This window comes from Psychroflexus sp. S27 (genome assembly GCF_002810405.1).
GTDB lineage: Bacteria > Bacteroidota > Bacteroidia > Flavobacteriales > Flavobacteriaceae > Psychroflexus > Psychroflexus halocasei_A.
Genome location: NZ_NEXQ01000027.1, coordinates 38,439 through 64,464 on the forward strand (window position 1 = coordinate 38,439; position 26,026 = coordinate 64,464).

Sequence of the window (26,026 nt, forward strand, 5' to 3'; positions counted from 1 at the left end):
TTGACTCGAATAACGAGACTATTTTAATAAAGAATTAATTATTCATTGAAACAATAAATTCTTCATTTGTTTTTGTCTTTTTAACGCGATCGCTAATAAACTCCATCGCTTCAATAGGATTCATGTCAGCTAAATACTTACGCATCACCCACATTTTTTGAATCATATTTTCATCAAGAAGTAAATCATCACGTCTTGTACTTGACGCTGTTAAATCAATCGCTGGGAAGATACGACGGTTTGCAATCTTGCGATCAAGCTGCAATTCCATATTACCAGTTCCTTTAAATTCTTCAAAGATAACTTCGTCCATTTTAGAACCAGTATCCGTTAAAGCAGTTGCGATAATTGATAAAGATCCGCCATTTTCAATATTACGTGCTGCACCGAAAAAACGCTTTGGTTTGTGCAATGCATTTGCATCAACACCACCACTTAATACTTTACCACTAGCCGGCTGCACTGTATTGTATGCTCTTGCTAAACGCGTGATTGAATCTAATAAAATCACAACATCGTGACCACATTCAACCAAACGTTTTGCTTTTTCGATAACGATATTTGCAACTTTGACGTGTTCGTGTGCCTCTTTGTCAAAGGTAGAAGCAACAACTTCACCTTTCACACTGCGCTGCATATCTGTCACCTCTTCTGGGCGCTCATCGATTAATAAAACCAATTGATAAACCTCAGGGTGGTTTGCCGCTATAGCATTCGCTATTTCTTTTAAAAGAATTGTTTTACCAGTTTTTGGCTGAGAAACAATCATACCTCTCTGACCTTTACCTATTGGTGCAAACATATCCATGATACGTGTTGACATTGAAGGACGTCGATCAGCGATATTGAACTTTTCTTGAGGAAATAATGGTGTTAAATGCTCAAAAGAAACACGATCACGTACCACTTTCGGATCTAAGCCATTTATTTGAATAATTTTGATCAGCGGAAAATACTTCTCTCCTTCTTTAGGTGGACGAACTTGTCCAAGAACTGTATCTCCAGTTTTCAAACCAAAAAGTTTGATTTGAGATTGAGACAAATAAATATCATCAGGTGATGACAAATAATTGTAATCTGACGATCTTAAAAAACCATAACCATCAGGCATCATATCTAAAACGCCTTCACTCTCAATAATTGCATCAAACTCGTAATCTGATTTCTTATACTTATTACGGCTGTCTTTATTTCCGTTTTTCTGAGAGTTGGAATGAGTATGACTTTGTGAACTTTTAGAAGATTTTTGATTTTGATTCTTGTCTCTTCCTTTGGTATCTTCACGACGTTGTTTTTCCTGATATTCCTTAGTTTGATTAGGATTTCTCTTATCAGCTTTATCGTTAGACTTAGCCTTAGAATCAGGCTTTGGCTTATTTTGCCTTTTTTGAGTGTCTTTATTGTGAGACGGCTTTGGCTTATGATCTGACTTAGATTTATGATCAGACTTAGCATTGTGAGTTTGATTTGCTTCACTTTTACGCTCAGCTTCCTCTTCCATCTTTTTACTAACACGAACACGCTTAGGCGCTTCTTTTTTAGGTTGACTTGATGGTTTAGAAGAATCTTTCTCAGACTTATTAAAATCATTATTTACAACAGATTTGACTTTTTCAGGATTGCTCGCTTGATAGTCTAAAATTTGATAAATAAGATCTAACTTTTTTAAACTTCTAAATTTTGGTACTTCTAACTCTTTGGCGATATTTTGTAACTCAGGGAGTTTTTTCGCCTTTAATTCGTTAATTTCTAACATTGACTATTATTGAAATTATTTTTTTGATATTTTTTTTGAAGAAAAAATAGGGGTTAAATTGATGTGTTTGAAATAATTACATCAAAGTAAATCATTGGACTATGCAATTATACAACAAAAAATTAATTTTTAAATATTTTTTGTCAAATAATCTTCTATTTTTGTATTTCAATTGCATCAAATGATACAGAGAGTACAAAGCTTATATCTTACAATTGTGTTTATCCTCAACGCAGTAATTTTTAATTTACTGCCTGCTTCAGACTTTATTTTTGATAATATTTTGGGCGATAACACTTATATGATTGTAAGTATTTTATTTTATGCAAGTGCATTGCTTGCACTGATTAGTATTTTTAAATACAAAAATAGACAACTACAATTCGTCTTAGGACGTTTAAATATGTTATTGAACGCTGTTTTAGTAGGCATTTTCGTTTATGGATCGCTAAACCTACCTGGAGAATCAAGCTTTTCTGAGAAGGGTATTGGGGTTCTTCTTCCTATCATTTCTATCGTTTTTATTGTGATAGCTAATAAAGCTATTAAAAAGGATGAAGACCTTGTAAAATCTGTTGATCGTTTCCGTTAAGCCTCGAATCTTAGTGTATTTAGTGTAAAACCCCGTTTATTCGGGGTTTTTTTATTTTAAAATTATAATTTTTAATTTTATGTAAGAATTAAGATAGTCAAACATACATTTGTATTATCTTAAGTGTTATAATCTTTTATAAAAACTAAATATGTTAAAGAAATTAATAGTACTAAGCCTTGTCATAACAGGCATCAGTTGCAAAAGCTATCAAGACCCATCAACAGAAAATATGACAATTATCCATCAATCTGAACTCACTGGTAATGGCGAAGAAGGCATTAATGGTTCTTACCATGTGATTGAAAACCAAGAAGACTGGAATGCCTTAGAAGAAAAAATGAATAGCATCAACGATCAACGTATAAAGATGGATCCAGTTAATTTTAAGAACGAAATGATCATCGCGTTATTTAGTGAAGTGAAAAACTCTGGTGGACATTCCATAAAAATTAAAGAGATCACTCAAAAGGATAATCAAGTCATTATCAAAGTTGAAGAAACGAGTCCTCGCGGCCTTGCGACTAGTATGATGACCCAACCTTATTATATTGCAAAAATCCCTAAGACTGATAAAGTAATTGAGTTTGAGACTACAGATCGTCTTCGAAAATAAATGTAATTTTATCTATCAATAAATACCTAACAAAAAAAGCCTCTCAAATTTTTGAGAGGCTTTTTTAGCTATTAAAAAGGACTTCTTACTTTCCTTCCATTTTATCTTTAAGCGCTTGTAATTCAGCATTTGCATCACCAAGAGTAGTTTTGTTCTCTTCAGTTTTAGCTTTTTGCTGAGCTTGCTTAACAATATTTTGCTCTTCTTCTTTATGAATAGCAGTATGCGAAGCAACAACTCTCTTAAATTCTTTATTGAATTCAATGATTACAAAGTCAGCTGATTCACCTTTTGTTAACTTGCTTTCGTCTTCTTTAATCAAGTGACGAGAAGGAACAAATGCAGTGACATCATCGTTAAACTTGATGGTTGCACCTTTATCAACAATATCAGTGATTTCAGCAGTGTGCTTGCTTCCTACAGCAAACTCTTCAGCGTATTTATCCCAAGGGTTCACTTCTGTTTGCTTATGACCTAAGCTTAACTTGCGTCCTTCAACATCTAGTTCAAGAACAACAACGTCTAACTTATCACCAACTTTACAGAATTCTGATGGGTGCTTAATTTTCTTAGTCCAAGAAAGATCAGAGATGTAAATCAATCCGTCAATTCCTTCTTCTAATTCAACAAAAACACCAAAGTTTGTAAAGTTTCTAACTTCACCTGTGTGTTTAGAACCAACAGGATATTTAGTTGTAATATCAGTCCATGGATCTGGTGTCATTTGTTTAATACCAAGTGACATTTTACGCTCTTCACGGTCAAGTGTTAAGATTTTTGCTTCAATCTCATCACCAACATTTACGAAATCTTGTGCAGATCTCAAGTGCGTACTCCAAGACATTTCAGAAACGTGAATTAAACCTTCAACACCTTCTTCAACTTCGATGAATGCACCATAATCAGCGATAACTGTGACTTTTCCTTTCACAACATCACCAACTTTAATGTTTTCATCTAACGCTTCCCAAGGATGCTTGCTCAATTGTTTAAGACCAAGTTGAATTCTTGTTTTATCTTCATCAAAGTCTAAAATTACAACGTTTAATGTTTGATCTAACTCAACAACCTCGTTCGGGTGGTTGATTCTTGACCAAGATAAATCAGTAATATGAACTAATCCGTCAACACCTCCAAGATCAACAAATACACCGTAAGAAGTAATGTTTTTAACAACACCTTCAAGGACTTGACCTTTTTCTAATTGACCGATAATTTCTTTCTTCTGCTCTTCAATATCAGCTTCGATAAGTGCTTTATGCGAAACAACAACGTTTTTAAATTCGTGGTTGATTTTCACAACTTTGAATTCCATGTTTTTCCCAACGTAAGCATCGTAGTCACGAATAGGCTTCACATCAATTTGAGAACCTGGTAAGAAAGCTTCGATGCCGAAAACGTCAACGATCATTCCTCCTTTAGTTCTGCACTTAACTAAACCGTTAACTACAGTTCCGTCTTCTTGTGCTAAATTAACGCGCTCCCAAGCTCTGATAACACGAGCCTTTCTATGAGAAAGAATTAATTGACCTTCTTCATCTTCACGAATGTCAATAAGAACGTCAACCATATCACCTTCTTTAAGGTCTGGGTTGTATCTAAATTCGTTTAAAGAAATAACACCTTCACTTTTTGCGTTGATGTCAATAATTGCGTCAAGGTCAGTAATTTTGATAACTTTACCTTGAACAACTTCGTTATGAAGTGTGTCAACAAAATTCTCTTCAACTAATTTCTCAAACTGATCTAACTGCTCATCTGCAACTTCATCAATTCCTTCTTCATACTTGTGCCAGTTGAAGTTTTCAAGAAATTCTTTAGGATTTTTTTGTTGTTCAGAAGCTTCGATTGTAGATTGTTGTGCTTCTGTGTTTGCAACGTCTTGTTGCTCTGTTTTTTTTGAATCTTCAGCCATATGCTGTGATTAAAATTTGTATTTTGTCAGTTCTGAATTTTTACGTGGCAACCAACAAAAGATTGTTAAATGATTTTTATCAATACTTTTAGGAAACTCTAAACCACTCCCAAAAGTTTTGCAAAAATACAACTTAAATTTTGATACCCAAACAATTAGATTCTTTTATTAAGAAGTCGTGTTAACTTTTTCTATTTGTTTTTTAGCTAATTTCAATAATACATCAGCTTGCTCTTCTTTTGTCAAGTTCGTATTGTCAAGCTTTACGGCATCATCGGTTTGTATAAGCGGAGAGGTTTCACGAGAAGAATCTATCAAGTCACGTTCTTGAACATTAGCAAGAACTTCATCAAAATTTAAATCAGAATTATTTCCTTTTAATTCATTAAAACGTCTTTTTGCACGTTCATTTGCTGTGGCTGTCATAAATATTTTGAGTTCAGCTTCAGGGAAAACTACACTTCCAATATCACGACCATCCATAACCAAACCTCCCTTCTCTCCTATCTTCTGTTGAATCTTAACGAGTTTATGTCTTACTTCAGGAATTTTAGCAACATAACTAACTTTGTTAGAAACATCCATTTGACGAATAAAATTTTCAACATTTTCACCATTTAATAAGATGATGCTTTTCTCTTTGGATTGATCATATTCAAAACTCAAATCAACATCATCTAAAGATTGAATAAGTCTTGTTTCATTTAAAACATTATTCTCAAAAAAACCATTTTTTAAAGCAAAATAAGTCATGGCGCGATACATTGCTCCTGTATCGACATAAATATAATTCAGTGCTTTAGCCAATTCTTTTGCTGCTGTGCTCTTCCCTGTTGATGAATGTCCATCAATGGCAATGGTGATTTTTTTCATAAATTTAATCTGGATATTCAATACGTAAATGATAAATGTTATTCAGCTTAGCTTTTAAAATCTTTTTGATTTGCTGTATATCTTTAAAGGTAATATCAGCATTTTCAAACTGATCATCTTCAATTTGTTTATCAATAATTTTTTCTACGAAATTATCAATAATTCGAGTGTTTGGAGATTTTAAACTTTTACTCGCAGCTTCAACACTGTCACACATCATCAAAATAGCTGTTTCTTTACTGAAAGGTTTTGGACCAGGATATTGAAAATCTTTTGGATCAATACGTACACCTTCAGGTGCATTTTCTTGTGCTTGCTTAAAAAAGAAATAAACCTTTGTGGTGCCGTGATGTGTTCTTATAAAATCAATTATACGATCTGGAAGCTTATATCTTTTAGCATATTCAATTCCTTCTAACCTATGATTCACAATCAATTTAGCACTTTCATGAGGAGAAAGCTCGTCGTGAGGCGTGACATCTGTTGTTTGGTTTTCAACGAAATAAATAGGGTTTTTCATCTTACCAATATCGTGATAAAGCGCGCCAACTCTTACAAGTAAAGCATTAGCACCAACTTCATTTGCGGCAGCTTCAGCTAAATTCGCAACGTTTAGTGAATGATGAAAAGTTCCAGGTGCAACTTCAGCCAATTGCTTCAGTAATTTAGAATTGGTATCTGATAATTCTAATAATGAAAGGTCTGATACTAGACCAAAAGCTTTTTCATATGTGTAAATCAAAGGCTGCACAAATAATAAACCAACACCACAAAGAATGAAATAAATCATATTTGTGTAATTGATATCGACAAAATCAACATCTTGAATCATGCTAAACGCCATATAAGCAAAAATATAAACACCTGTAATTTGCGCCACAGAGATAAAGAGATTTGCTCTTTTATAAAGTTCTGAAACTGTCAATATTGTAACAATACCTGTTACAATTTGCAAAAACATATACTCAAAACTATTAGGCACCACAAAGCCGAGAATCAAAACTGTAACAACATGTGAGAACAAGCCTAAGCGCGCATCAAAGAACGCCTTCAATGTTAATGGTAAAATACAAAGTGGAACAATATAAATGTACTCATACCCGATTTTCATCACAACTAAGGTGAGAAAAACCATAAAGAGAATATTAAAAAATATAAAGGTGAGTTTGTTGTTATTTGTATAAATATCATTTCTGTATTTACTCAAAAACAACATCAACATGAGCAATGCCAAGGAAACAAGTAATGAATAACCAATCAAGATTGTGACATAGCTTGTCATGTCTAAATCTTGTGATTCATATTCATTTTTGAGAGAGTTCAGTTTTCGTAATTTTTCACCTTCAATGATTTCACCTTTAGCAATAATTTTACTCCCTTTAGAAACACTTCCACGCGTTGGCGAAATATTTTTATAAGCATCTTCTAAGACTTGTTGATTAAATTCTTTATCATACTCAACATTAGGAGAAAGAATATCGTAAAAAATAGGTTTCAATTTTGCTGACTGAGCATAACTGAATTTAGATAATTTTTGATCTAAATAACGATCTAAATCAGATTGTTTTAAAATCTTGTCAAGGGTTACTTCTTGTAATCTGATATTCTTTTTAAGGTAAACAAGTTGTTTTTCATCAAAATCTTCACTTTCAACGCGTATGCCATAGTTGTAAACATTTTTAATAATTGTATCAACAAAACTTCTGTCTGCCATTGCGCTAATCAACGAATCTTGATGTGGTGAAATGACTTTCGGCCAGTTTTTCCAGATGGAATCTGCTTTAGCAACATTATATATATAATATGGAATATGATTATCCTTGATTTGCTCTTTTTCTGACTTTAATTCTTGATCAGATTTTAAGATTGCAAAATCAAATGGAGAATATAAATTTTCATACTGCCAAGGCTTATTTTTGATTATTTCATACTTAAATTTTCCTTGTATCGGAAAGAAATAAACAATTAAAAAAACACTGATTAAGAACAAAAATATTTTGTAAATCAAAGATTGTTTTGTGTAAAGTATGTCTAGCTTAGACTTCATTTAGCCTGTTTTGGTGGTTCAAAATTAGAAAAAAATTAGTCATTTCATTTATAATTCGTTTGTTCTTTTAAAAATCATTAATTTAGCAGCAATCGTAAAAAAATAAAACATGAGTAAAGAAGTCGTTATAGTAAGCGCTGCGCGTACGCCAATCGGGAGTTTTTTAGGAAGTTTATCTTCAATTCCCGCTACAAAACTTGGCTCAATCGCGATCAAAGGTGCTTTAGATAAAATCAATTTAAAACCAGAATTAGTCAACGAAGTTTTAATGGGAAATGTTGTGCAAGCTAACAACGGTCAAGCTCCTGCACGTCAAGCTGCTATTGGTGCTGGCATTCCTGATAAGGTTCCTGCAACCACAGTGAATAAAGTCTGTGCAAGCGGAATGAAAGCTGTTATGCAAGCTGCTCAGTCTATCGCTCTCGGTGATGCTGATGTTGTCGTTGCTGGCGGCATGGAAAACATGAGTATGATTCCTCATTATTTACCTATGAGAAAAGGCAAAAAATTTGGTCCTGCTCAAATGGTAGATGGTTTACAAAAAGATGGACTTGTAGATGCTTACAGTCAAGAAGCTATGGGAACCTGCGCTGACTTATGCGCCACTGAACATAATATTTCTCGTGAAGATCAAGATGCTTTTGCGATTGAATCTTATAAAAGAAGTGCCAAAGCTTGGGAAGAAGGAAAGTTTGATAATGAGGTTGTTCCTGTTGAAATTCCTCAACGTCGCGGAGAACCTATCATTTTCAAAGAAGATGAAGAATATAAAAATATCAAACTCGATAAAATACCAAACCTTCGTGCTGCATTTTCTAAAGAAGGAACTGCTACTGCTGCAAACTCATCAACAATAAATGATGGTGCAGGTGCAATGGTATTAATGAGTCGTGAAAAAGCTGATGAACTTGGTCTTAAAGTTTTAGCTACTATCAAAAGTTATGCTGATGCTGCTCAAGAGCCAAAATGGTTCACAACCGCTCCTGCAAAAGCTGTCCCTTTAGCAATTGAAAAGGCAAATTTAAAAATTGAAGATATTGAGTATTTCGAATTTAATGAAGCATTCTCTGTCGTTGGTATTGCTAACACAAAACTTCTTAATATTGATGAAAGTAAAGTAAATGTCAATGGTGGCGCTGTTTCGTTGGGTCACCCACTTGGTTGTTCTGGTGTGCGTATCCTTATTACTTTACTGAACGTATTAGAGCAAAATAATGCAAAACTTGGTGCCGCTGGTATTTGTAATGGTGGTGGTGGTGCCTCTGCTGTCGTTTTAGAAAGAGCTTAATTAATTTAAATTATATTCAAATGCAATACGGAATTTGCAAACTCAGCATCGTTCCTGTGAGATCGGAAGCTAATGATGCTTCAGAAATGGTAACACAATTACTTTATGGTGATCATTTCAAAATTATAGAAGAACGTAAAAAATGGGTCAGAATCCGTATTGCATTTGATCATTATGAAGGCTGGATTGACAAGAAACAAGCTAAATTTATTACTGAAGAAATTTATGAGACTTGCCATAATGATGCTGCATATTCAGCTGACTTGATCGATATTGTTAATCTTAATGAACAACAAGTCCTCAGCATTTGTGCTGGCTCTAATGTTGCAGCTTCTCAAATCTTAAATCACCATTTTGAAGGAAGATTTCAAACAGGTCAAAACTTCATGAGATCTCAGCTTTTAGATACAGCGATGCTTTACCTCAATGCTCCATATCTTTGGGGTGGAAAAACACCATTTGGTATTGATTGTAGTGGTTTGACTCAAATGGTTTATAAAACTAATGGCATTATGCTTCATCGTGATGCTTCTCAACAAGCACTTCAGGGACAAACACTTTCATTTATTGAAGAAACTCAAATTGGAGATTTAGCATTTTTCGATAACCAAGAAGGAAATATTATTCATGTCGGAATCTTGATGGGTGATAATTACATTATTCATGCACATGGAAAAGTTCGCGTTGACAGGATTGACCACACTGGTATTTTTAATGTTGACACACGAACTTATTCACATCAATTAAGAGTTTTAAAAACATATGCCAATTAGAATTTCGTCACCAGACCAAATGAAAAATGGAAACCATCTTTTCCGTGGAAAAGATTAAATTGCCCACTTGCTATTTGAGCTGCATTTATCCAAAATCCTCCTCCATAAGAATTATGCCATTTGCTTGAGTCTTCATTTGGAACCCATACTCGACCTACATCTCCTCCTCCAAAAACACCTAATTGAAGAGGTAAAAATGATGTGCGAATTTCATTAAAAACATATCTTATATCTGCATTACCAGCAAGTGTTGATTTTCCAGTAAACCTTTCTCTTCTATAACCTCTTAATCCAGATTGCGCACCTAAGTGAGCTGCTTGATAAAAATTAAAACCCTCCTTAAATCTCAATTGTGACTGAACCTGAGTTCTTAAAACCAAGCGACGTGATTGAGATAATGGATTAAAAAATTCAAGTGATGGGTTTAGGCTAAAAAAGTTATCAGAGCTGGTTAAGTCTTGTGTGAAGCCAGCGTTTAAATCAAAATTCATTCCTTTTGCCGGTGCAAGTTTGTCATCATAACTTTCATATTGGTAAGTTGTCTCTGCACTTAAAAAATGCTGATTTGAGAAGAAGTCTTCATCACTAAGTTCTAAGTCATCACCTATTGCATCGATAAATCGACCTCCTGATCGTTTGACTTTTAAAGCGTTGTAATTCAATCTTAACTCGTAAAAACTACCATATTTAGATTCTCTTCTTAAACCAATGCTCGCCTGTAAATCTCTTAATCTAACGCGGTTGTATTTTTTACCAAAATCACTTTCATTATTAATACTTGTATTGCTATAGCCGAAAAAATTATGAGCAAAACTTGGACTTTTGTATGATACGCCTGCAAATCCGTTAAAATCACCAATAATATCTGCGTGAGCTATTTCGTAGGACAAATTATAACTTTGTGTTCCAAAATAAAAACCTGCTTTAATCTTATGTTGTGTTGTATAATCTTCACCATAAAAACCTTTATGCCTAAAAGTCGCTAATCCACCAATCAAAAAACCATCATCAGGATTGTAACCAAAATTAGGGACAGTCATTCTCGTGTTATGAATTGTTTTTCCTCTTAAAAAAACATTTTCTTCATAGTTATCTGATAATTTCTTTCTTGCTTTAAAATCATCAGAGAATTCACTTTTTGAAGACTTATAATCATGAACTATAACTTTTCTTTGTTTGCCAACATTGTAAGTGTCTTTACCATGACCGCCAATTAGCCTGATTTTTATTTTAGATTTATTAGAACCCGTTACTGTAAATATGTCATCATCATCAAGACCATAAATCCAAAGTTCCTGAGTCAACTCATCTGTATAAGTATTTTCAACAAATAAATCCTCTCTTTCACCCTTTATATTTCTATAGATTTTTAATTGAACTTCTCGATCATTAACAAATTCAAGATCGATAAAATCATCTTTATCTGTCGCGATAACAACCTGATATTTCGCAATAACATCATAAAATTGAGAAATAATATGAACGAGATTATCCCTTCTTTTCTTAACAGTTGTTATCAATTTATCATTGGTTTCACCTTTCACTTCTTTTGGCATTTGAGCAAAAGCTTTTTCAATAACATCATCAGTTATTTTTTCTTGAATAAATTCTGCAGCTGTCATCCAATCTTTCTTAGAAGAATTTCTTAATAAATTTCTGTCTTGACTTCTAGAATTAAATGAATACCATTTATAATAATCCACATCATCAGAAAAAGTTTGATAAGATTTTGGGAAACTTGCCATTAAACGAACCAAATCAAAAATACCACCATCAAAACTTGCAAATACCTGATCTCTATCTCTTGGTATTGGTGAGAATATATGTGTTTTATCTTCAGTTTTAGTCTCTGCCCAACGCCATTGATCAGCATGCCTATCAAAATCACCAATCAAAATGTCAAATACTCTTGATTTGATGTATTGCTTCTCATCCACTCTATATTTTTCATCACGTTTCAGATGGTCATAAAATTTTCTGGTACTGACGATATCATGATTCGGTGAACCAAAAAAATCAGCACCTAACCAATCATCTTGCGGCCGTTCTTCAACCATATAAATAAAACCACCATGTTCTTTATTAAATTTCCCTAAAGCCTTTTGTTTAGGAATATAATAAATTTCAGGATTGGTATGATAAACACCTACGGTCTCGGCCATGACTGGAACCGTCATAAAAGCAAACGGATGTGAAGCCGTCATAAAGTCTTCAAGAACATTTTCTATTAATGTATGGTCAAATTCATCTCTTAAATATTCATCCTCATAAACATTAGATTGTAAAAGTTGAACTGCGTCTTTTTTGATTTGACGAATGTTATATTGTTTCCCATTTTCATCTTGCATACGAAGTGAATTCGTTTGATCGCCGCCACCAAGTTGTATCGGCGTTAAGCCACCATAGAGCGTGTCAAGGTCAACAGTTTTAAACTTCATTTTTTTGAAATAAAGCGCTCTGTAATGTTCACCGAAAATGCTTTTATAAGCTTTGGAATCTCCTAAGGAAATATCCTCATAAATCGCTTTTGTGACGTATTGATTCTTAGATTCTTCATAGTCTATTTCTTCATCGAGATAATGCGGTGGATTGATTTGTTGTTGATAAACAGGTACTGCTTTAGCATTTTCATATTTATAAAAACGTACGTAAGAAGCACCATTTTTGAGGACTGTTAATTCTGCAAAGCCTTGTGTAGGATATGCAAACTCTGAGTATCGACCTAATTTAGCAAAAGATACTTTTGAGCCAGAGCCACTCACAATTTGTTTTGTCTCTCCTGCTTCTAAATATTGTAAATTGTGTTCATGGCCAGAAGCAAAAATAACATTTCCGTATTTTTCCGCATATCTTTCAAGCTGTTTTGTTAAACTTTGGTATAATGCATTTTGAATATCTTGTTTAGAAATTCCTCCGTTGGCTCTCAAAACATTAGCAAGCGTTGCCAAAAATGGCAATGGAATTTTTTTATCTGATGGGAATAAATGCTTAGTTAACTCATATTTCCCACCATGAATTCCACTTGAATGAATCGGGTGATGCATCGCTACCAAAACTGTTTTATTTTGGTTTTTCTTTAATTCAGTTTCGAATTCTTCTATAAATTGCTCTCTTGTTTTGATGATTGAACAATTTTTATTGATATCAGGATTTTTATCCCAATTTTGCAAAAACCACTCAGAATCTAGAATCAATAAATAAAGTTGATCGCTGAGATCATAACCTTCAATACCACATCCAATATCAGGCTTCCATAGAAACTTAGGATCATTATCAGTGTATTCCTCCATGAACTCTTTTTGCTCAATCAGTCCAGGAATTTTATGACGCCAATCATGGTTTCCAGGAATAAAAATAACATCACCATCAAATTTTTGAAAAACATCAAGTTGCGCTTTATGTCTTTTTTCAGCTTCTTCTCTGGTTTTATGATCTTTAGGTGGCATTCCATTTTGATAAATATTATCACCTAAGATGATAATTTTTTCAGCATGACGATGCTCATTTTCTTCAATGTAATACTCAACAGCTTTAAGGCCATCAGTGGTTCTACCTTTAACTGAATTACCTGTATCACCAATCAATATCAATCTATTAGCAATTTCATTTTGCTTGAAATCAATCATATCATTTTTGGAGTCATCCTTAATTCTCAATTGATAATTAGCACAAGACATCAACATTAAAAGACTGATGAGAGGTAATATTTTATTCATATTTGTTAGATTACAAAATCATCACTAAAATAGTAAAATCTGAGTTGATTATGACTTTATTTTTATACTTTTATGGCACATCATAAATCTAATTCATGAGCACTATTGACAAGACAGAAGCTTTTGCACAAAAATTATTAATACATGATATTTCTGAAGCATATCTATATCATAATATTAATCATACAAAACGTGTTGTTGAATCTGCAAAAGAGATCATTGAACACACGGAAATTGATTCTGAATTAGAGGAAGTTATTATAGTTTCAGCTTGGCTTCATGATCTCGGATACACTGTAACTAACGAAAATCATGAAGAAGAAAGTGTTAGAATTGCTGAGAAATTTTTAAAAACGATAGATCAAACACCTGATTTTATTACCAAAGTTGTTAATTGCATAAGAGCAACAAAGGTTGATGCAGTCCCAAAATCTATAGAGGAAGAAATTATTAGAGATGCGGATTCAAGTCATTTAGCCTCAGATGATTTTAAAGAAATTTCAGAATTACTTAGACAAGAATTTCAGCGATTAGGTAAAGAAAACTACAATACGAGAGAATGGCGTGAGGAGAATATCAATATGCTTTCCAACAAACATAAATTTTACTCTACCTACGCTATTAAAGAATGGTCTGCAAAAAAGGAAGAAAACCTGATGGACTTGATCAAAAAGAAAAATAAGATCAAGAAAAAATATCGAAAAGAAGAAGTTAAAGCCAAATATAAGGCCAAATATAAAAATGAAAATCCTGAAAGAAGTATTCAAACGCTTTTCAGAATTACACTTCGTAATCACATTAAGCTGAGTGATATTGCAGATACAAAAGCGAATATTCTCCTCTCTGTTAATGCGATTATTATTTCTCTTGCTTTATCTAATATCATTCCTAAGCTAGATAATCCATCAAATCAGCACTTAATGATCCCCAACTTTAATATTGGTTATTTTTAGTGTCGCGGCTATTATTTTGTCTATTATGTCAACAAAGCCAAATGTAACATCTGGTGAGTTTAGCAAGGAAGAAGTTAAAGAGCGCAAAGTCAATATCTTGTTTTTTGGAAACTTCCATAAAATGAAGTTTGATGATTACCATTGGGGAATCAAACAAATTATCGATGATAAAGATTATGTTTATGAGGCCTTAACGAAAGACCTCTACTACCTCGGTATTGTATTAGAAAGGAAATATAAACTGTTGCGTATCACCTATACAGTTTTTCTATTAGGAATTATTATTTCAGTGATGAGCTTTATCGTTGCCTTTTACTTAATGTAATTGCTTCATCAACTCATCGTAACTAATCGTTTGCTTCTCATCTTCTTCAGTGTGATAGCAGACTTCAACACGTAAAGCTTTCAAACCTGAAACGCCTTGAACATCTTCAAGCGTTAAATCTTCTACTTCTTTTGAAATATAGTTTTTGCTTTGGAGGTAAGAAATATACTTCTTGTATTCTTTTTTCATTTCTGATGAAGTGTAAATAATCGCAATTTTACCTTTTTGAGTCACACGTTCATCAGTGTCTTTGATTAATGCTTTATCAATTCTTTTCTTAATCACTTCATACCTTGCATTATAAGTCCCATCAACGTCAAACTTCTTTTCATCCATACGATAACGGATAGATAATTGAGAATTGAAAACCAATATCATGGAGGCAGCTTGAAGTGGTAAATCAGCGTGATCTTGAATTTTATAAAATTCATTTTCCATTTCACACATCACCTGAAGTTGCCATAAACGCAGATTTTGCAGTAATACGTGACTAAACTTTTGAGAACTCGAAATGCTTTGACCTATGTAAAGATTATGCTCAACACCGTCAGTTTTATAACGCTCAAAGTAATGTGGAAATATCTTTTGAGCTTCATTTTGTTTTTGGTCGATATACTCAGCCAATTTTTCATTACTTTCATGAACAGTATGATCAAAAGCGCTTCGGCGTTCATAAATTAAATTATTGTCTTGACTTAAAAGTTGGTTATAAGAAAGTATTTTTTTGTCAAGACTAGGCTCAGTTTCAAGAATATGGTCAAGTACTGGATCGAGTTCATTAAAAATCAAACTAGAAACACGTTGCTCTAAGTTAGCTGTAAAACTATTTTTTATTTTATCTAAATACTCTCTAATTCTAAAAATCGAATGTTCATATATAGGTAAAGAAGACAAATCATTAGCCTCTTTAAAAATATCCAACATAATATTGAGCTGCTTACTCAAATCAAATTTAATCGCTTTATTACGTTCTTCAGACGAAGCGACAATATCAATTTGACCATAAAGTGGGAAGACACCATCAAAGATTATATCATCAAACTCATAATTTTCACCTTTATCTTTTGCCTCTATATATTTGTGTGCTTCTCTCTCAAATCTCCACTCAACACTTTCATGTATTGAAGTACATTTGTTTTGTATAACAGCTTTGACGCGGTTTTGTTGTTCAATTTTGTTACGTTCAGCAGAAGCGTATAAATAAGGAAGAACAGCATCAAGTTTAATCGCATTGATCTGATTTAATTGATTTTTCTGGCGAGCAACTATTTCAAGAATACCAATAATATTATCTCCTTTTGAAATAGGCGCCAATATAACTGATTTAAAACCCTTAGAAAGCAAGTTTTGAGAAAGCTGCATATCACTATGTTGGCTTGCATATTTCTCAACATCAGAAATACAAAAGTAATCTCCTTTTTCTGCCAAATTCTTCAATGAATCTTGACAAATTACGTTTTCACATTTTTCAGAAAACAAATCACCTAATATAAAACTTTCAATTTTCTCACTATCGATGACATTGAACGTTTTTCTCTCTTGATTAAAGAGAGTAAAACCAAACTCAAGATCATCCACATTAAACATATTACGAAAAACTGATGTTAGTTGATCATAAACAACAGTATCATTTTTTAAACTGTTATTAATGAGTACCGTTTTAAGTCTAGAAACTTGCTCATCAATAGTGACATCTGAAAAGCTAAAAAGTGTAAACCCTTTAAAATGCCAAGAGTTTTTTGGAAAATATGATTCCCATAAAGCAATATCTTTAGGGTTTGACATTAATAAATCAACATCTTCATCTGTAATTTCAACAGCTTTATTTAAAGGTTCAATTTCAACAAAATCAGAGTTAACAAAAAGACGATAAGTTTTTATTTTTCCATCCTTATCTGGAATATCGTAATAGAGAGGTATTCTGTAATCTATCTGACAACCATAATATTCATTTAAAATTATAACACAAGCAAAAATATAATTTAGTTCTATGTTAAAGTCTCTTGGTGATAATTCGTAATCATTTCCAGCCTCTGATAAAATCTTATCTAATCGATCAGATTTACAGAAAATTGTAGGAATAAAAGGTACAGTAGCCGCTTTAATCTCATTATTCGAAAGCATATTTGGAAAGATATCATCGAGGACAACCTTTATGATATCATCATACGATTTAAGCTTCTCATCAATATCAACACCTTCTAGAAGTTCGGGATATTTACTGATGTAATCCAGCAAAGATTTGATATAATCTTTAGCAATCGGATTTTTCTCAGTGCGAAGTCGATCTTCATACAACTGAATAACTTTTTTAAAGCTAACAGAAATTTTAAAAGGAAATTGATAGTTTTGTTTCATAGCTACAAATGGTAAGATCTACAAAAGTACGAAATTTTGCATCCACCCTTCATACAAGCAAGTACATTAACACCTTATTAAACCTTTTTGTAAGGAAAATAATTTTATAAATGTAACTTTGTAAAAAAATATTTTTATGCGTAAGTTATTATCGATATGTCTTATTGGCAGTGCTCTATTGCAGAGCTGTGAAAAAACTCCTGATACCCAAATTAAAGGAACTGCAGACGATCTCAGTGATGGAACAAACATCTATCTCAGTAAATTAGGTAAATCTCAAAGTATTCAGGCTGTTGATACTTTCCAAGTTAAACAAAATAGTTTTGCTTCAGAATTACCAGAACCAAATCATCAAGAAATTTTCTTGTTAAGCGTTGAAGGTCTAGACAGACAGAACTTAATCTTCATCAATGAAGGTCACGATGTAGAAATTGAGTTAAACAAAAACAACTTAAGAGATTCAAAAATCACAGGCGGTCCACAAACTGACCAAATGTCAAAGTATCTTGATAAGCAAATGGGGTTTGCAACTAAAATCAATAATTTACAAGGAGAAATCACGCAAGCAAAAGTTCAAAACAATCAAGAAGAATTTTCTCAAAAAATGGCAAAATTCAATGAATTTAAAGAAGAAAACATAGCTTATAGAAAACATATTGTCAACACGAACCCTAACTCAATTGTGAGTCTGTTGATTATTAATGATTTTCTTTCTCAGAAATCTTTACCAGTTGAAGAATCTAAAAAATTATTAGCAACACTTACGCCAGAAGTTAAAGATACAGAGTTAGGCAGAAGTATTAATAAAAACTTAGCTTCAGTAAAAGCGACTGATATCGGTGCTTTTGCTCCAAAATTTGAAGGACCAACACCTGATGGGGGAACTTTATCTTTAGATGATGCTATGGGAAAAGTTACATTGATTGATTTTTGGGCTTCTTGGTGTAGACCATGCCGTGTTGAAAATCCAAATATCGTTGCAATCTACAATGACTATAAAGACAAAGGTTTTGATGTTATTGGTGTTTCACTTGATCGACCAAATCAAAAAGACCGTTGGTTAAAAGCAATTGAAGATGATAAATTAGATTGGCATCATGTTTCTAACCTTCAATTTTGGAATGATCCTATTGCAAAATTGTATGGTGTTAGAAGTATTCCGCGCGCTTACTTAATCGATGAGGAAGGAAAAATTATTGCAAAGAATTTAAGAGGTCAACAATTAAGAGATAAAGTTGCTGAATTATTAGATTAATTTTTAATAAGTTTCATAAAATCAAAAGGCTCTGAAAATTCAGAGCCTTTTTTTATGATTAAAACTGATGACTATTTGAAATTGATTAGATAATCAACATAGCGTCACCGTAAGAATAAAATCTATAATTTTCCTTCACAGCTTCCTTATAAGCTTTCTCCATTAATTCATGGCCAGCGAAAGCAGAAATCATCATTAATAATGTTGATTTAGGCATATGGAAATTTGTAACCATGCAGTTTGCTATACTGAAATCATAAGGAGGGAAAATAAATTTATTTGTCCAACCTTCATATTCATTTAAGCGTTGATTTGAACTTACAGCGCTTTCTAAAGTACGCATAACAGTTGTTCCAACAGCACAAATTCTTCTCTTTTCATCTAAACCTCTGTTGATAATTTCAGTTGCTTCTTTTTCAATACAGATTTCTTCTGAATCCATTTTATGTTTAGATAAATCTTCGACTTCAACAGGGTTGAAAGTTCCTAATCCAATATGTAAAGTAACATCTGCAAAATTAACGCCTTTAATTTCTAAACGCTTCATCAAATGCTTTGAAAAGTGCAAACCTGCAGTTGGTGCAGCTACAGCACCTTCATTTTTTGCATAAATTGTTTGATAACGTTCTTCATCTTCAGGAGAAACATCTCTTTTAATATATTTCGGTAAAGGTGTCTCTCCTAACTCACGCATTTTAGATCTAAAATCTTCGTAAGAACCATCATATAAAAAACGTAACGTACGACCACGAGATGTTGTATTATCAATAACTTCAGCAACTAAACTCTCATCTTCTCCGAAGTAAAGTTTATTTCCAATTCTGATTTTACGAGCTGGGTCAACCAAAACATCCCATAAACGCGTTTCAGGATTTAACTCTCTTAACAGAAAAACTTCAATTCTCGCTCCAGTTTTTTCTTTATTCCCGTATAAACGTGCGGGAAAAACTTTTGTGTCGTTGAAAACCATGACATCATCTTCATCAAAATAATTGATAAGATCCTTAAACATCTTGTGTTCAATGGTTCCTGTCTTTCTGTCAATAACCATCAATTTAGATTCATCACGGTGCTCCGCTGGATGTTCTGCTAATAAGTCGTCAGCCAATTCAAAAGTGAATTGAGATAATTTCATTCCCATAGTAGTGTTTTTTCGAATTTGCAAATATAAGCTTTGCGCATAGCGGTTGTCAAGTATTCTGACTTATATTTTTATTAAATTTTAACTTTTTATTGAAATACCAAGTTTTTTGAGGTCATTCCAAAATTCTGGATATGATTTTGAGACCACATTTTCATCTTTAATCTTTATAGGAATTAATAATGAAAGCGGCGCGAAAGCCATTGCCATGCGGTGATCTTGATAAGTATAAACTTCAACATCAGAATTTAAAACACTTGGCGTTTTCATTTTTAACTGAGAAAGATTGATTTCAACTTCTGCTCCAAATTTTTCTAATTCATTTTTTAAAGCAATTAAACGATCGGTTTCTTTAATCTTTAAAGTTTTTAAGCCTGATAATTCACAATCGATTCCTAAAGCTAAACAAGTCACAGCTATTGTTTGAGCTAGATCTGGTGTTTCAATAAGATTGAATTTTAAGAAATCAGGATATACCTTATTCTTCTTATAAAGCATAAGCTGCTTATCTCCTATTTGTTCGACACCGACTCCAAATTTTTGATAAAACTTAATGAGTTGAGCATCACCTTGTAAACTTTGTTGACGGTAATTTGATAATTTAATTTTTAAATCATCAGAAATAGCGACAAAACTAAAAAAATATGAAGCAGAACTCCAATCTGATTCAATATGAAATGCTATAGGTTTAACTTCTTTCAAAGGATGGATATTTATCTTGTCACCAGATTTCTCATATTGAACACCAATTTTATTCAAAATTTGAAGTGTCATTTTGACATAAGGCTTTGAAGTCAATTGATCTTCAATTTGTAAATGCAACCCATTCTCTAATTTAGGAGCGATAAGCATTAATGCTGAAATGTATTGACTACTGACAGCTCCTGAAATAGAAACTTTATCTTGTTTAAGTGTTAAGCCCTTAATTTTTAAAGGCGGAAATCCATCTTTTTCGAGATAAGAAATATCAGCGCCTAAAGTTCTTAAAGCGTCAACTAAAACCGAGATAGGTCGATTGTGCATGCGCTGACTCCCTTTTAAAATGAAAGTTTCAGAATCAGTTACAGCACACAATGCAGTGAGAAAACGCATTGCAGTCCCAGCATGTTCAACGTCAATTTCAATGATTTCTGAAGAATCATCAAAGCGTTTTAGTGCATTTTCAAGATGTTGCGTATCGTCACTATTAGATAAATTATGAAGTTCAAGATTTTTAAATAAATGCTTAAGAACAAATAAACGATTAGATTCACTTTTTGAACCTGTAATTTGAATATCGGCCTGATCCACCAATTGATTCAATATGAGGCTAATCATCTTCTCTACGTGCTTGTTCTTTAATTTTTCCTTTAAACTTGAAATAGCTAACAATAAAACCATAAATGCAACCACTTGCAATACCTCCTAAAATCAATTTACCAACGTGCTCAATTGTGTAAACATCAAAATTAGAATTATTTGTAAAAAAGAAATCTATGATGATGTAAACGACACAAAACATGCCTGCAAGTAAAAATACCGATTTCCAAAATCCTTCGTAGTTAACAACTCTTTGAAACATTACTTTAATTTTTTATTAGCGTGATGACGATCGTGATCACGTTTGGTTTTTAAATCTAATTTTTTATCAAAAGCATCTTGAAGATCGATTCCTGTTTGATTGGCTAAGCAAAGTACAACAAAAACAACATCGGCTAGCTCTTCACCTAAATCTTTCTTTTTATCACTTTCTTTTTCGCTTTGCTCACCATAACGTCTAGCAATAATCCTGGCTACTTCTCCAACTTCTTCAGTGAGTTGAGCCATATTTGTTAATTCATCAAAATAACGAACACCATGCTCTTTAATCCAATGATCAACTGCTTTTTGGGCATCTTCTATATTCATAATACATTATAAATTTAAACATTTTTAATAAACTCAATCAATATCGAGTATAATATTTATTGGTCCATCATTTATTGAACTGACTTGCATGTCAGCGCCAAAAACACCTGATGCAACTTTATTATGGTATTGATTTTGAAGTTGCTCAACAACATAGTTATACAATTCTTCAGCAAGACCTGGTTTTGCAGCATCCATAAAACTTGGTCGATTTCCCTTTTTAGTGGATGCGTATAAAGTAAATTGACTCACCACGAGTATTTCTCCTTCTACTGAAGAAATATTGGCATTGATCGCTTTTCCTTCAGAAGGGAACAATCTGATTTTTAAAAGTTTATCAATAAATTGGTCAGCAATCTCTTTTGTATCGGAATGTGTAATTCCTAAATAAACCAAATAACCATGATTGATTTCTCCTATATTTTCACCCTCAACTTCTACTTTAGATTTTTTAACACGTTGTATAACAGCCTTCATAAGTATTAACTTTGATATTGATCTTTTCTGTAATTATCATCTTCACTATCTAAAATTTGCAAATAACTTTGATACCTAAAATAATGAATCTCATCCTTTTCTAAAGCATCTTTAACAGCACAATGCGGTTCGTCTATATGTAAACAGTTATTGAATTTACACTCTTGTTTTAGAGCTAAAAACTCAGGGAAATAATCGCCTAACTCGTTTTTATCAATATCAACAACTCCAAAACCTTTGATTCCTGGTGTATCAATAATGCGTGCATCAAAACTTAAGTCGAACATTTCAGCAAAAGTTGTCGTATGCTGACCTTGTAAATGCTGTTCTGAAATTTGTGAAGTTTTTAAATCTAAGCCTGGCTCTAAAGCATTGATTAAAGTTGATTTACCTGTTCCACTATGACCAGAAACCAATGAGGTTTTGCCTGTCATAATTTCTTTAACCTGATCGATATTTTTACCTGTTAAAGCAGAAATTCCGATGCATTCGTAACCAATTTCTCTATAAGCTTCTGCTAAAAATTTCATTTCGGCAAACTCCTCTAATTCATAAGAATCAACTTTATTAAATAAAAGTGTGACTGGTATATGATAAGCTTCAGCTGTCACCAAAAATCTATCAATAAAAGTTGTGCTGGTTGGCGGGTTATTATACGTGATTAATAAAAAAGCCATATCTATATTAGAAGCTAAAATATGTGTTTGCTTAGATAGATTAACAGACTTACGAACGATGTAATTATGGCGTTCTTTGATTTCATCAATAATACCTACAGCTTCATCACCTGTTTTCTCGATTTCAAAATTAACAAGGTCACCAACAGCAACTGGATTTGTACTTTTAAGACCTTTTATTCTAAATTTGCCTTTTAATTTTGCTTTTACAAAATCACCATCATTATCTTTAACAAAGTACCAGCTTCCTGTTGATTTATAAACACGACCTTCCATTTATTTGTTTTCTTTATTAATAATCTTATGTTGATGCTGAATAGATTCTTGATGAACTGCTTTGAGAAAGCGATTTGTAAAATCTTCTGATAAATCAATGTCTTTTGCATAGGTCGTTAATCTATCCAAAATTGCATTCCAACGTTCAGGCTGAAAAATAGCAACATTATTTTCTTTTTTGAGTTCGCCAATCTGATCAACAATTTTCATGCGTTTACTGATAGATTCAAAAATCTGATCATCGACAACATCAATTTTAGAGCGTAATCTCAACATTTCTTCATTAAATGCTAATTCACCAGATTTTTTTCTAATTCTCAAGTCTTTTGTCATTTGATCAAGCGTTGTAGGTGTAATTTGTTGTGAAGCATCACTCCAAGCTTTATCAGGAGTATGATGTGTTTCAACCATTAACCCGTCATAATTTAGATCTAAAGCAGTTTGACAAATATCAAAAACCAAATCACGATTACCAGCAATGTGAGAAGGATCAACAATCAACGGTAAATCTGGAAAATTCTTTTGTAATTCAACAGCAATTTGCCATTCTGGATTATTGCGATATTTAATTTTCTCATAAGTTGAAAAACCTCTGTGAATAACGCCGAGATTTCTAACACCAGCATTATAGAATCGTTCTACAGCGCCTAACCACAAAGCCAAATCAGGATTAACTGGATTTTTGATTAAAACAATTTTATCTGTTCCTTGAAGTGCATCTGCAATTTCTTGAACTATAAAAGGACTTACTGTACTTCTGGCACCAATCCATAAAACATCAACATCAGCTTTAAGCGCAAGATCCACATGAGTCTTATTCGCTACTTCAGTCGCAATTTTTAAACCCGTTTCTTCTTTTGCTTTTTTAAGCCACTCTAAACCTATTGCGCCAACACCTTCAAAATTTCCTGGCCTTGTTCTTGGTTTCCAGATACCGGCACGCATCACGTTTGTATCAGTGTTTTTGAGTTCATGTGCAATTTTTAAAACCTGCTCTTCTGTTTCAGCACTACACGGACCTGCAATAACAAGCGGATGATTGAGCTGAAACTCTTTTAGCCAGTTTTTAATACTTTTATCGTTCTTCATAAGTTTTGTTGTAGCAACAAAATTAAATTATAAAATCAATAAGCCAAGACAAATCATAGCTTTTAGAAATTAATTAGTTATCATTTAATCAAAAAATAGTATCATTGATTTAAAATATGGAAAGATGGACATTCAGATTCAAAATTTACACAAATCATATCAAAATCAACATGTTTTAAAAGGCATTAATTTTTCTGTAAAAACAGGAGAAATTGTTGGTTTACTCGGCCCAAATGGGGCAGGAAAATCGACTCTCATGAAAATATTAACTGGTTTTGCAACCGCTGATGAAGGCGAAGTACATGTAATTGATAAGAATATTAATACTGATAAGCTCAATATACAGAAACAGCTTGGGTATTTACCTGAACAAAATCCGTTATATGATGAAATGTACGTGCGTGAATTTTTAAAATTTAATGCGGATATATTTAAAATTAATAAAAAACGCATTGAAGAAGTTATCCAACTCACACAACTCACACCAGAAGCTAACAAAAAAATTCACCAACTTTCCAAAGGTTACAAACAACGCGTTGGTATTGCTGCTGCTCTTTTACATGATCCCAAAATTCTTATTTTAGATGAACCAACAACAGGCTTGGATCCGAATCAATTGGTTGAAATCAGAGCTTTGATTAAAAAAATATCTATTGATAAAACGATTATTTTATCAACGCATATTATGCAAGAAGTTGAAGCCATTTGCAATCGTGTTGTGATTATAAAAAAGGGTGAAATTGTAAAAGATCAATCTTTAACTGATTTACAACAAAGTTCAAATCAGCAAATAATAGATGTTGAATTCAACACTGAAATAGAAATTTCACAACTAAATAATTTAGAATACCTTGTTGAAGCTCAACCACAAGGTGAAAATCATTATTACTTGGTTTTTGACACAATAGAAGATCAACGAAGTCAAGTTTTTGATTACGCATCACAGCATAATCTTAAAATCTTAAACATGACTAGAATTAATCAAAGCTTAGAAGACTTATTTCATGAATTGACTTCGTAAAGAAAATCAAAAATATTTATTCAAGAAGCTGACTTCTCGCAAGTCGGCTTTTTTTATTTAATAATTCATTAATTGATAGTAGTCTTTTATTCTATTTTATCTAAAGACAAAATGAAGTAAAACAAAAAAGCCTGTAAGGAATCTCTTACAGGCTTTAGTATATAAAGGAAGGCGGCGACCTACTCTCCCACGTTAGTAGTACCATCGGCGCTAACGAGCTTAACTTCTCTGTTCGGAATGGGAAGAGGTGAGCCTCGTTGCTATAACCACCTTAAGTCATTAATATCAACATATCAGATAAGATAAAATACAGATACAATCATTTTCTATTTATAAATAAAAGAGCTAGCTATTATAAGCCTTCGGGTAATTAGTACTACTCGGCTGTGACATTACTGCCTTTACACCTGTAGCCTATCAACCCCGTAGTCTACGGGGACCCTTTAAAGAAATCTCATCTTGTGGTGGGTTTCGCGCTTATATGCTTTCAGCGCTTATCCCTGCCAAACGTAGCTACTCTGCGATGCTCCTGGCGGAACAACAGATACACCAGAGGTTTGTCCAACTCGGTCCTCTCGTACTAGAGTCAGATCCACGCAAATTTCTAACGCCCACTGTAGATAGAGACCGAACTGTCTCACGACGTTCTGAACCCAGCTCGCGTGCCACTTTAATGGGCGAACAGCCCAACCCTTGGGACCTTCTCCAGCCCCAGGATGTGACGAGCCGACATCGAGGTGCCAAACCCCCCCGTCGATGTGAGCTCTTGGGGGAGATCAGCCTGTTATCCCCGGAGTACCTTTTATCCTTTGAGCGATGGCCCTTCCATGCGGAACCACCGGATCACTATGCTCTACTTTCGTACCTGATCGACTTGTGGGTCTCTCAGTCAAGCTCCCTTATGCCATTGCACTCTACGCACGGTTACCAAGCGTACTGAGGGAACCTTTAGAAGCCTCCGTTACTATTTTGGAGGCGACCACCCCAGTCA

Annotated in this window: 21 protein-coding genes and 2 rRNA genes; 8 read left to right on the top strand and 15 right to left on the bottom strand. The window is 33.2% G+C overall.

Annotation, left to right across the window (positions count from 1 at the left end):
• Window positions 1-34: 34 nt before the first annotated feature.
• Window positions 35-1,756 carry a transcription termination factor Rho gene (gene rho, locus CAP47_RS12170; protein WP_100776864.1) on the bottom strand — a complete coding sequence of 574 codons (1,722 nt, stop codon included), beginning with the start codon at window positions 1,754-1,756 and terminating at the stop codon, window positions 35-37.
• A 181-nt stretch (window positions 1,757-1,937) separates the two neighbouring features.
• On the opposite strand from rho, the gene CAP47_RS12175 reads away from it, so the two are divergent.
• Together CAP47_RS12175 and CAP47_RS12180 are read left to right on the top strand one after the other, a co-directional pair.
• A complete protein-coding gene (locus CAP47_RS12175) occupies window positions 1,938-2,348 on the top strand; it encodes a DUF4293 domain-containing protein (RefSeq protein WP_093241606.1) in 411 nt (136 codons plus the stop codon).
• Window positions 2,349-2,580: 232 nt separating this feature from the next.
• Complete coding sequence (locus CAP47_RS12180) at window positions 2,581-2,964, top strand: protease complex subunit PrcB family protein (RefSeq protein ID WP_192870001.1); 384 nt, start codon at window positions 2,581-2,583, stop codon at window positions 2,962-2,964.
• 85 nt (window positions 2,965-3,049) lie between these two features.
• Here CAP47_RS12180 and rpsA read toward each other — a convergent pair whose 3' ends face one another.
• From rpsA to CAP47_RS12195, 3 genes are all read right to left on the bottom strand, one after another.
• The gene (gene rpsA, locus CAP47_RS12185) at window positions 3,050-4,879 is read right to left on the bottom strand and encodes a 30S ribosomal protein S1 (protein WP_100776866.1); all 1,830 of its coding nucleotides are present in this window, start codon (window positions 4,877-4,879) and stop codon (window positions 3,050-3,052) included.
• Window positions 4,880-5,047: 168 nt separating this feature from the next.
• Window positions 5,048-5,752, bottom strand: coding sequence for a (d)CMP kinase (gene cmk / locus CAP47_RS12190; protein WP_100776867.1), 705 nt, complete (start codon window positions 5,750-5,752; stop codon window positions 5,048-5,050).
• 4 nt (window positions 5,753-5,756) lie between these two features.
• Window positions 5,757-7,799 (bottom strand): HD family phosphohydrolase, encoded by a 2,043-nt coding sequence (locus tag CAP47_RS12195; protein WP_100776868.1) that lies wholly within the window; start codon window positions 7,797-7,799, stop codon window positions 5,757-5,759.
• Between the two features lie 109 nt (window positions 7,800-7,908).
• On the opposite strand from CAP47_RS12195, the gene CAP47_RS12200 reads away from it, so the two are divergent.
• Both CAP47_RS12200 and CAP47_RS12205 read left to right on the top strand, forming a co-directional pair.
• Window positions 7,909-9,087, top strand: a complete 1,179-nt coding sequence (locus CAP47_RS12200) for an acetyl-CoA C-acyltransferase (RefSeq protein ID WP_100776869.1) — start codon at window positions 7,909-7,911, stop codon at window positions 9,085-9,087.
• A gap of 20 nt (window positions 9,088-9,107) precedes the next feature.
• Window positions 9,108-9,860 (top strand): C40 family peptidase, encoded by a 753-nt coding sequence (locus CAP47_RS12205; RefSeq protein ID WP_100776870.1) that lies wholly within the window; start codon window positions 9,108-9,110, stop codon window positions 9,858-9,860.
• On the opposite strand, the gene CAP47_RS12210 is transcribed toward CAP47_RS12205, so the two are convergent.
• Window positions 9,857-13,576: a metallophosphoesterase gene (locus CAP47_RS12210; RefSeq protein ID WP_100776871.1), complete on the bottom strand. Its 3,720-nt coding sequence runs from the start codon at window positions 13,574-13,576 to the stop codon at window positions 9,857-9,859. The two genes, CAP47_RS12205 and CAP47_RS12210, sit on opposite strands and share 4 nt — an antisense overlap.
• Before the next feature lie 95 nt (window positions 13,577-13,671).
• Here CAP47_RS12210 and CAP47_RS12215 point away from each other — a divergent pair, with 95 nt between their 5' ends.
• Both CAP47_RS12215 and CAP47_RS12595 read left to right on the top strand, forming a co-directional pair.
• Complete coding sequence (locus CAP47_RS12215) at window positions 13,672-14,529, top strand: HD domain-containing protein (RefSeq protein WP_317042717.1); 858 nt, start codon at window positions 13,672-13,674, stop codon at window positions 14,527-14,529.
• A 25-nt stretch (window positions 14,530-14,554) separates the two neighbouring features.
• Window positions 14,555-14,854: a Pycsar system effector family protein gene (locus tag CAP47_RS12595; protein WP_317042718.1), complete on the top strand. Its 300-nt coding sequence runs from the start codon at window positions 14,555-14,557 to the stop codon at window positions 14,852-14,854.
• Here the strand turns inward: CAP47_RS12595 and CAP47_RS12220 are convergent.
• The gene (locus tag CAP47_RS12220) at window positions 14,846-17,212 is read right to left on the bottom strand and encodes a GAF domain-containing protein (RefSeq protein ID WP_100776872.1); all 2,367 of its coding nucleotides are present in this window, start codon (window positions 17,210-17,212) and stop codon (window positions 14,846-14,848) included. The genes CAP47_RS12595 and CAP47_RS12220 overlap by 9 nt on opposite strands.
• Window positions 17,213-17,348: 136 nt before the next feature.
• Between CAP47_RS12220 and CAP47_RS12225 the strand changes: the two genes are divergently transcribed.
• Entirely contained in the window at window positions 17,349-18,467 is a 1,119-nt protein-coding gene (locus CAP47_RS12225; RefSeq protein WP_100776873.1) for a TlpA disulfide reductase family protein, read from the top strand.
• Between the two features lie 85 nt (window positions 18,468-18,552).
• On the opposite strand, the gene queA is transcribed toward CAP47_RS12225, so the two are convergent.
• The 7 genes from queA to CAP47_RS12260 form a co-directional block, all read right to left on the bottom strand.
• Entirely contained in the window at window positions 18,553-19,602 is a 1,050-nt protein-coding gene (gene queA / locus CAP47_RS12230) for a tRNA preQ1(34) S-adenosylmethionine ribosyltransferase-isomerase QueA (protein ID WP_093242259.1), read from the bottom strand.
• Between the two features lie 87 nt (window positions 19,603-19,689).
• On the bottom strand, window positions 19,690-20,925 hold the full coding sequence (aroA, locus tag CAP47_RS12235; protein ID WP_100776874.1) for a 3-phosphoshikimate 1-carboxyvinyltransferase: 1,236 nt from the start codon (window positions 20,923-20,925) through the stop codon (window positions 19,690-19,692).
• Window positions 20,918-21,169: a hypothetical protein gene (locus CAP47_RS12240; RefSeq protein WP_100776875.1), complete on the bottom strand. Its 252-nt coding sequence runs from the start codon at window positions 21,167-21,169 to the stop codon at window positions 20,918-20,920. Before CAP47_RS12240 ends, aroA begins: the two co-directional genes overlap by 8 nt.
• On the bottom strand, window positions 21,169-21,495 hold the full coding sequence (locus CAP47_RS12245) for a nucleotide pyrophosphohydrolase (RefSeq protein ID WP_100776876.1): 327 nt from the start codon (window positions 21,493-21,495) through the stop codon (window positions 21,169-21,171). Before CAP47_RS12245 ends, CAP47_RS12240 begins: the two co-directional genes overlap by 1 nt.
• Window positions 21,496-21,528: 33 nt before the next feature.
• Window positions 21,529-21,972, bottom strand: coding sequence for a D-aminoacyl-tRNA deacylase (gene dtd, locus CAP47_RS12250; protein WP_100776877.1), 444 nt, complete (start codon window positions 21,970-21,972; stop codon window positions 21,529-21,531).
• 5 nt (window positions 21,973-21,977) lie between these two features.
• Window positions 21,978-22,925: a ribosome small subunit-dependent GTPase A gene (gene rsgA / locus CAP47_RS12255; protein ID WP_100776878.1), complete on the bottom strand. Its 948-nt coding sequence runs from the start codon at window positions 22,923-22,925 to the stop codon at window positions 21,978-21,980.
• Window positions 22,926-24,014 carry a bifunctional 3-deoxy-7-phosphoheptulonate synthase/chorismate mutase type II gene (locus CAP47_RS12260; protein ID WP_100776879.1) on the bottom strand — a complete coding sequence of 363 codons (1,089 nt, stop codon included), beginning with the start codon at window positions 24,012-24,014 and terminating at the stop codon, window positions 22,926-22,928. It abuts the gene before it with no gap.
• A gap of 124 nt (window positions 24,015-24,138) precedes the next feature.
• Between CAP47_RS12260 and gldA the strand changes: the two genes are divergently transcribed.
• On the top strand, window positions 24,139-25,035 hold the full coding sequence (gene gldA, locus CAP47_RS12265) for a gliding motility-associated ABC transporter ATP-binding subunit GldA (RefSeq protein ID WP_100776880.1): 897 nt from the start codon (window positions 24,139-24,141) through the stop codon (window positions 25,033-25,035).
• 166 nt (window positions 25,036-25,201) lie between these two features.
• On the opposite strand, the gene rrf is transcribed toward gldA, so the two are convergent.
• Window positions 25,202-25,309: ribosomal RNA gene (gene rrf / locus CAP47_RS12270) — 5S ribosomal RNA — on the bottom strand.
• Window positions 25,310-25,385: 76 nt separating this feature from the next.
• Window positions 25,386-26,026 (bottom strand): 23S ribosomal RNA (locus CAP47_RS12275); the annotation flags it as partial.

Coding starts and splice junctions, on each gene's coding strand:
- aroA (WP_100776874.1), bottom strand. CDS start 20,925: ATGATTAGCCTCATATTGAATCAATTGGTGGATCAGGCCGATATTCAA.
- CAP47_RS12225 (WP_100776873.1), top strand. CDS start 17,349: ATGCGTAAGTTATTATCGATATGTCTTATTGGCAGTGCTCTATTGCAG.
- rpsA (WP_100776866.1), bottom strand. CDS start 4,879: ATGGCTGAAGATTCAAAAAAAACAGAGCAACAAGACGTTGCAAACACA.
- cmk (WP_100776867.1), bottom strand. CDS start 5,752: ATGAAAAAAATCACCATTGCCATTGATGGACATTCATCAACAGGGAAG.
- CAP47_RS12180 (WP_192870001.1), top strand. CDS start 2,581: ATGACAATTATCCATCAATCTGAACTCACTGGTAATGGCGAAGAAGGC.
- CAP47_RS12245 (WP_100776876.1), bottom strand. CDS start 21,495: ATGAATATAGAAGATGCCCAAAAAGCAGTTGATCATTGGATTAAAGAG.
- CAP47_RS12195 (WP_100776868.1), bottom strand. CDS start 7,799: ATGAAGTCTAAGCTAGACATACTTTACACAAAACAATCTTTGATTTAC.
- CAP47_RS12260 (WP_100776879.1), bottom strand. CDS start 24,014: ATGAAGAACGATAAAAGTATTAAAAACTGGCTAAAAGAGTTTCAGCTC.
- CAP47_RS12220 (WP_100776872.1), bottom strand. CDS start 17,212: ATGAAACAAAACTATCAATTTCCTTTTAAAATTTCTGTTAGCTTTAAA.
- dtd (WP_100776877.1), bottom strand. CDS start 21,972: ATGAAGGCTGTTATACAACGTGTTAAAAAATCTAAAGTAGAAGTTGAG.
- CAP47_RS12595 (WP_317042718.1), top strand. CDS start 14,555: ATGTCAACAAAGCCAAATGTAACATCTGGTGAGTTTAGCAAGGAAGAA.
- gldA (WP_100776880.1), top strand. CDS start 24,139: ATGGACATTCAGATTCAAAATTTACACAAATCATATCAAAATCAACAT.
- CAP47_RS12200 (WP_100776869.1), top strand. CDS start 7,909: ATGAGTAAAGAAGTCGTTATAGTAAGCGCTGCGCGTACGCCAATCGGG.
- rho (WP_100776864.1), bottom strand. CDS start 1,756: ATGTTAGAAATTAACGAATTAAAGGCGAAAAAACTCCCTGAGTTACAA.
- CAP47_RS12215 (WP_317042717.1), top strand. CDS start 13,672: ATGAGCACTATTGACAAGACAGAAGCTTTTGCACAAAAATTATTAATA.
- CAP47_RS12240 (WP_100776875.1), bottom strand. CDS start 21,169: ATGTTTCAAAGAGTTGTTAACTACGAAGGATTTTGGAAATCGGTATTT.
- CAP47_RS12210 (WP_100776871.1), bottom strand. CDS start 13,576: ATGAATAAAATATTACCTCTCATCAGTCTTTTAATGTTGATGTCTTGT.
- CAP47_RS12175 (WP_093241606.1), top strand. CDS start 1,938: ATGATACAGAGAGTACAAAGCTTATATCTTACAATTGTGTTTATCCTC.
- rsgA (WP_100776878.1), bottom strand. CDS start 22,925: ATGGAAGGTCGTGTTTATAAATCAACAGGAAGCTGGTACTTTGTTAAA.
- CAP47_RS12205 (WP_100776870.1), top strand. CDS start 9,108: ATGCAATACGGAATTTGCAAACTCAGCATCGTTCCTGTGAGATCGGAA.
- queA (WP_093242259.1), bottom strand. CDS start 19,602: ATGAAATTATCTCAATTCACTTTTGAATTGGCTGACGACTTATTAGCA.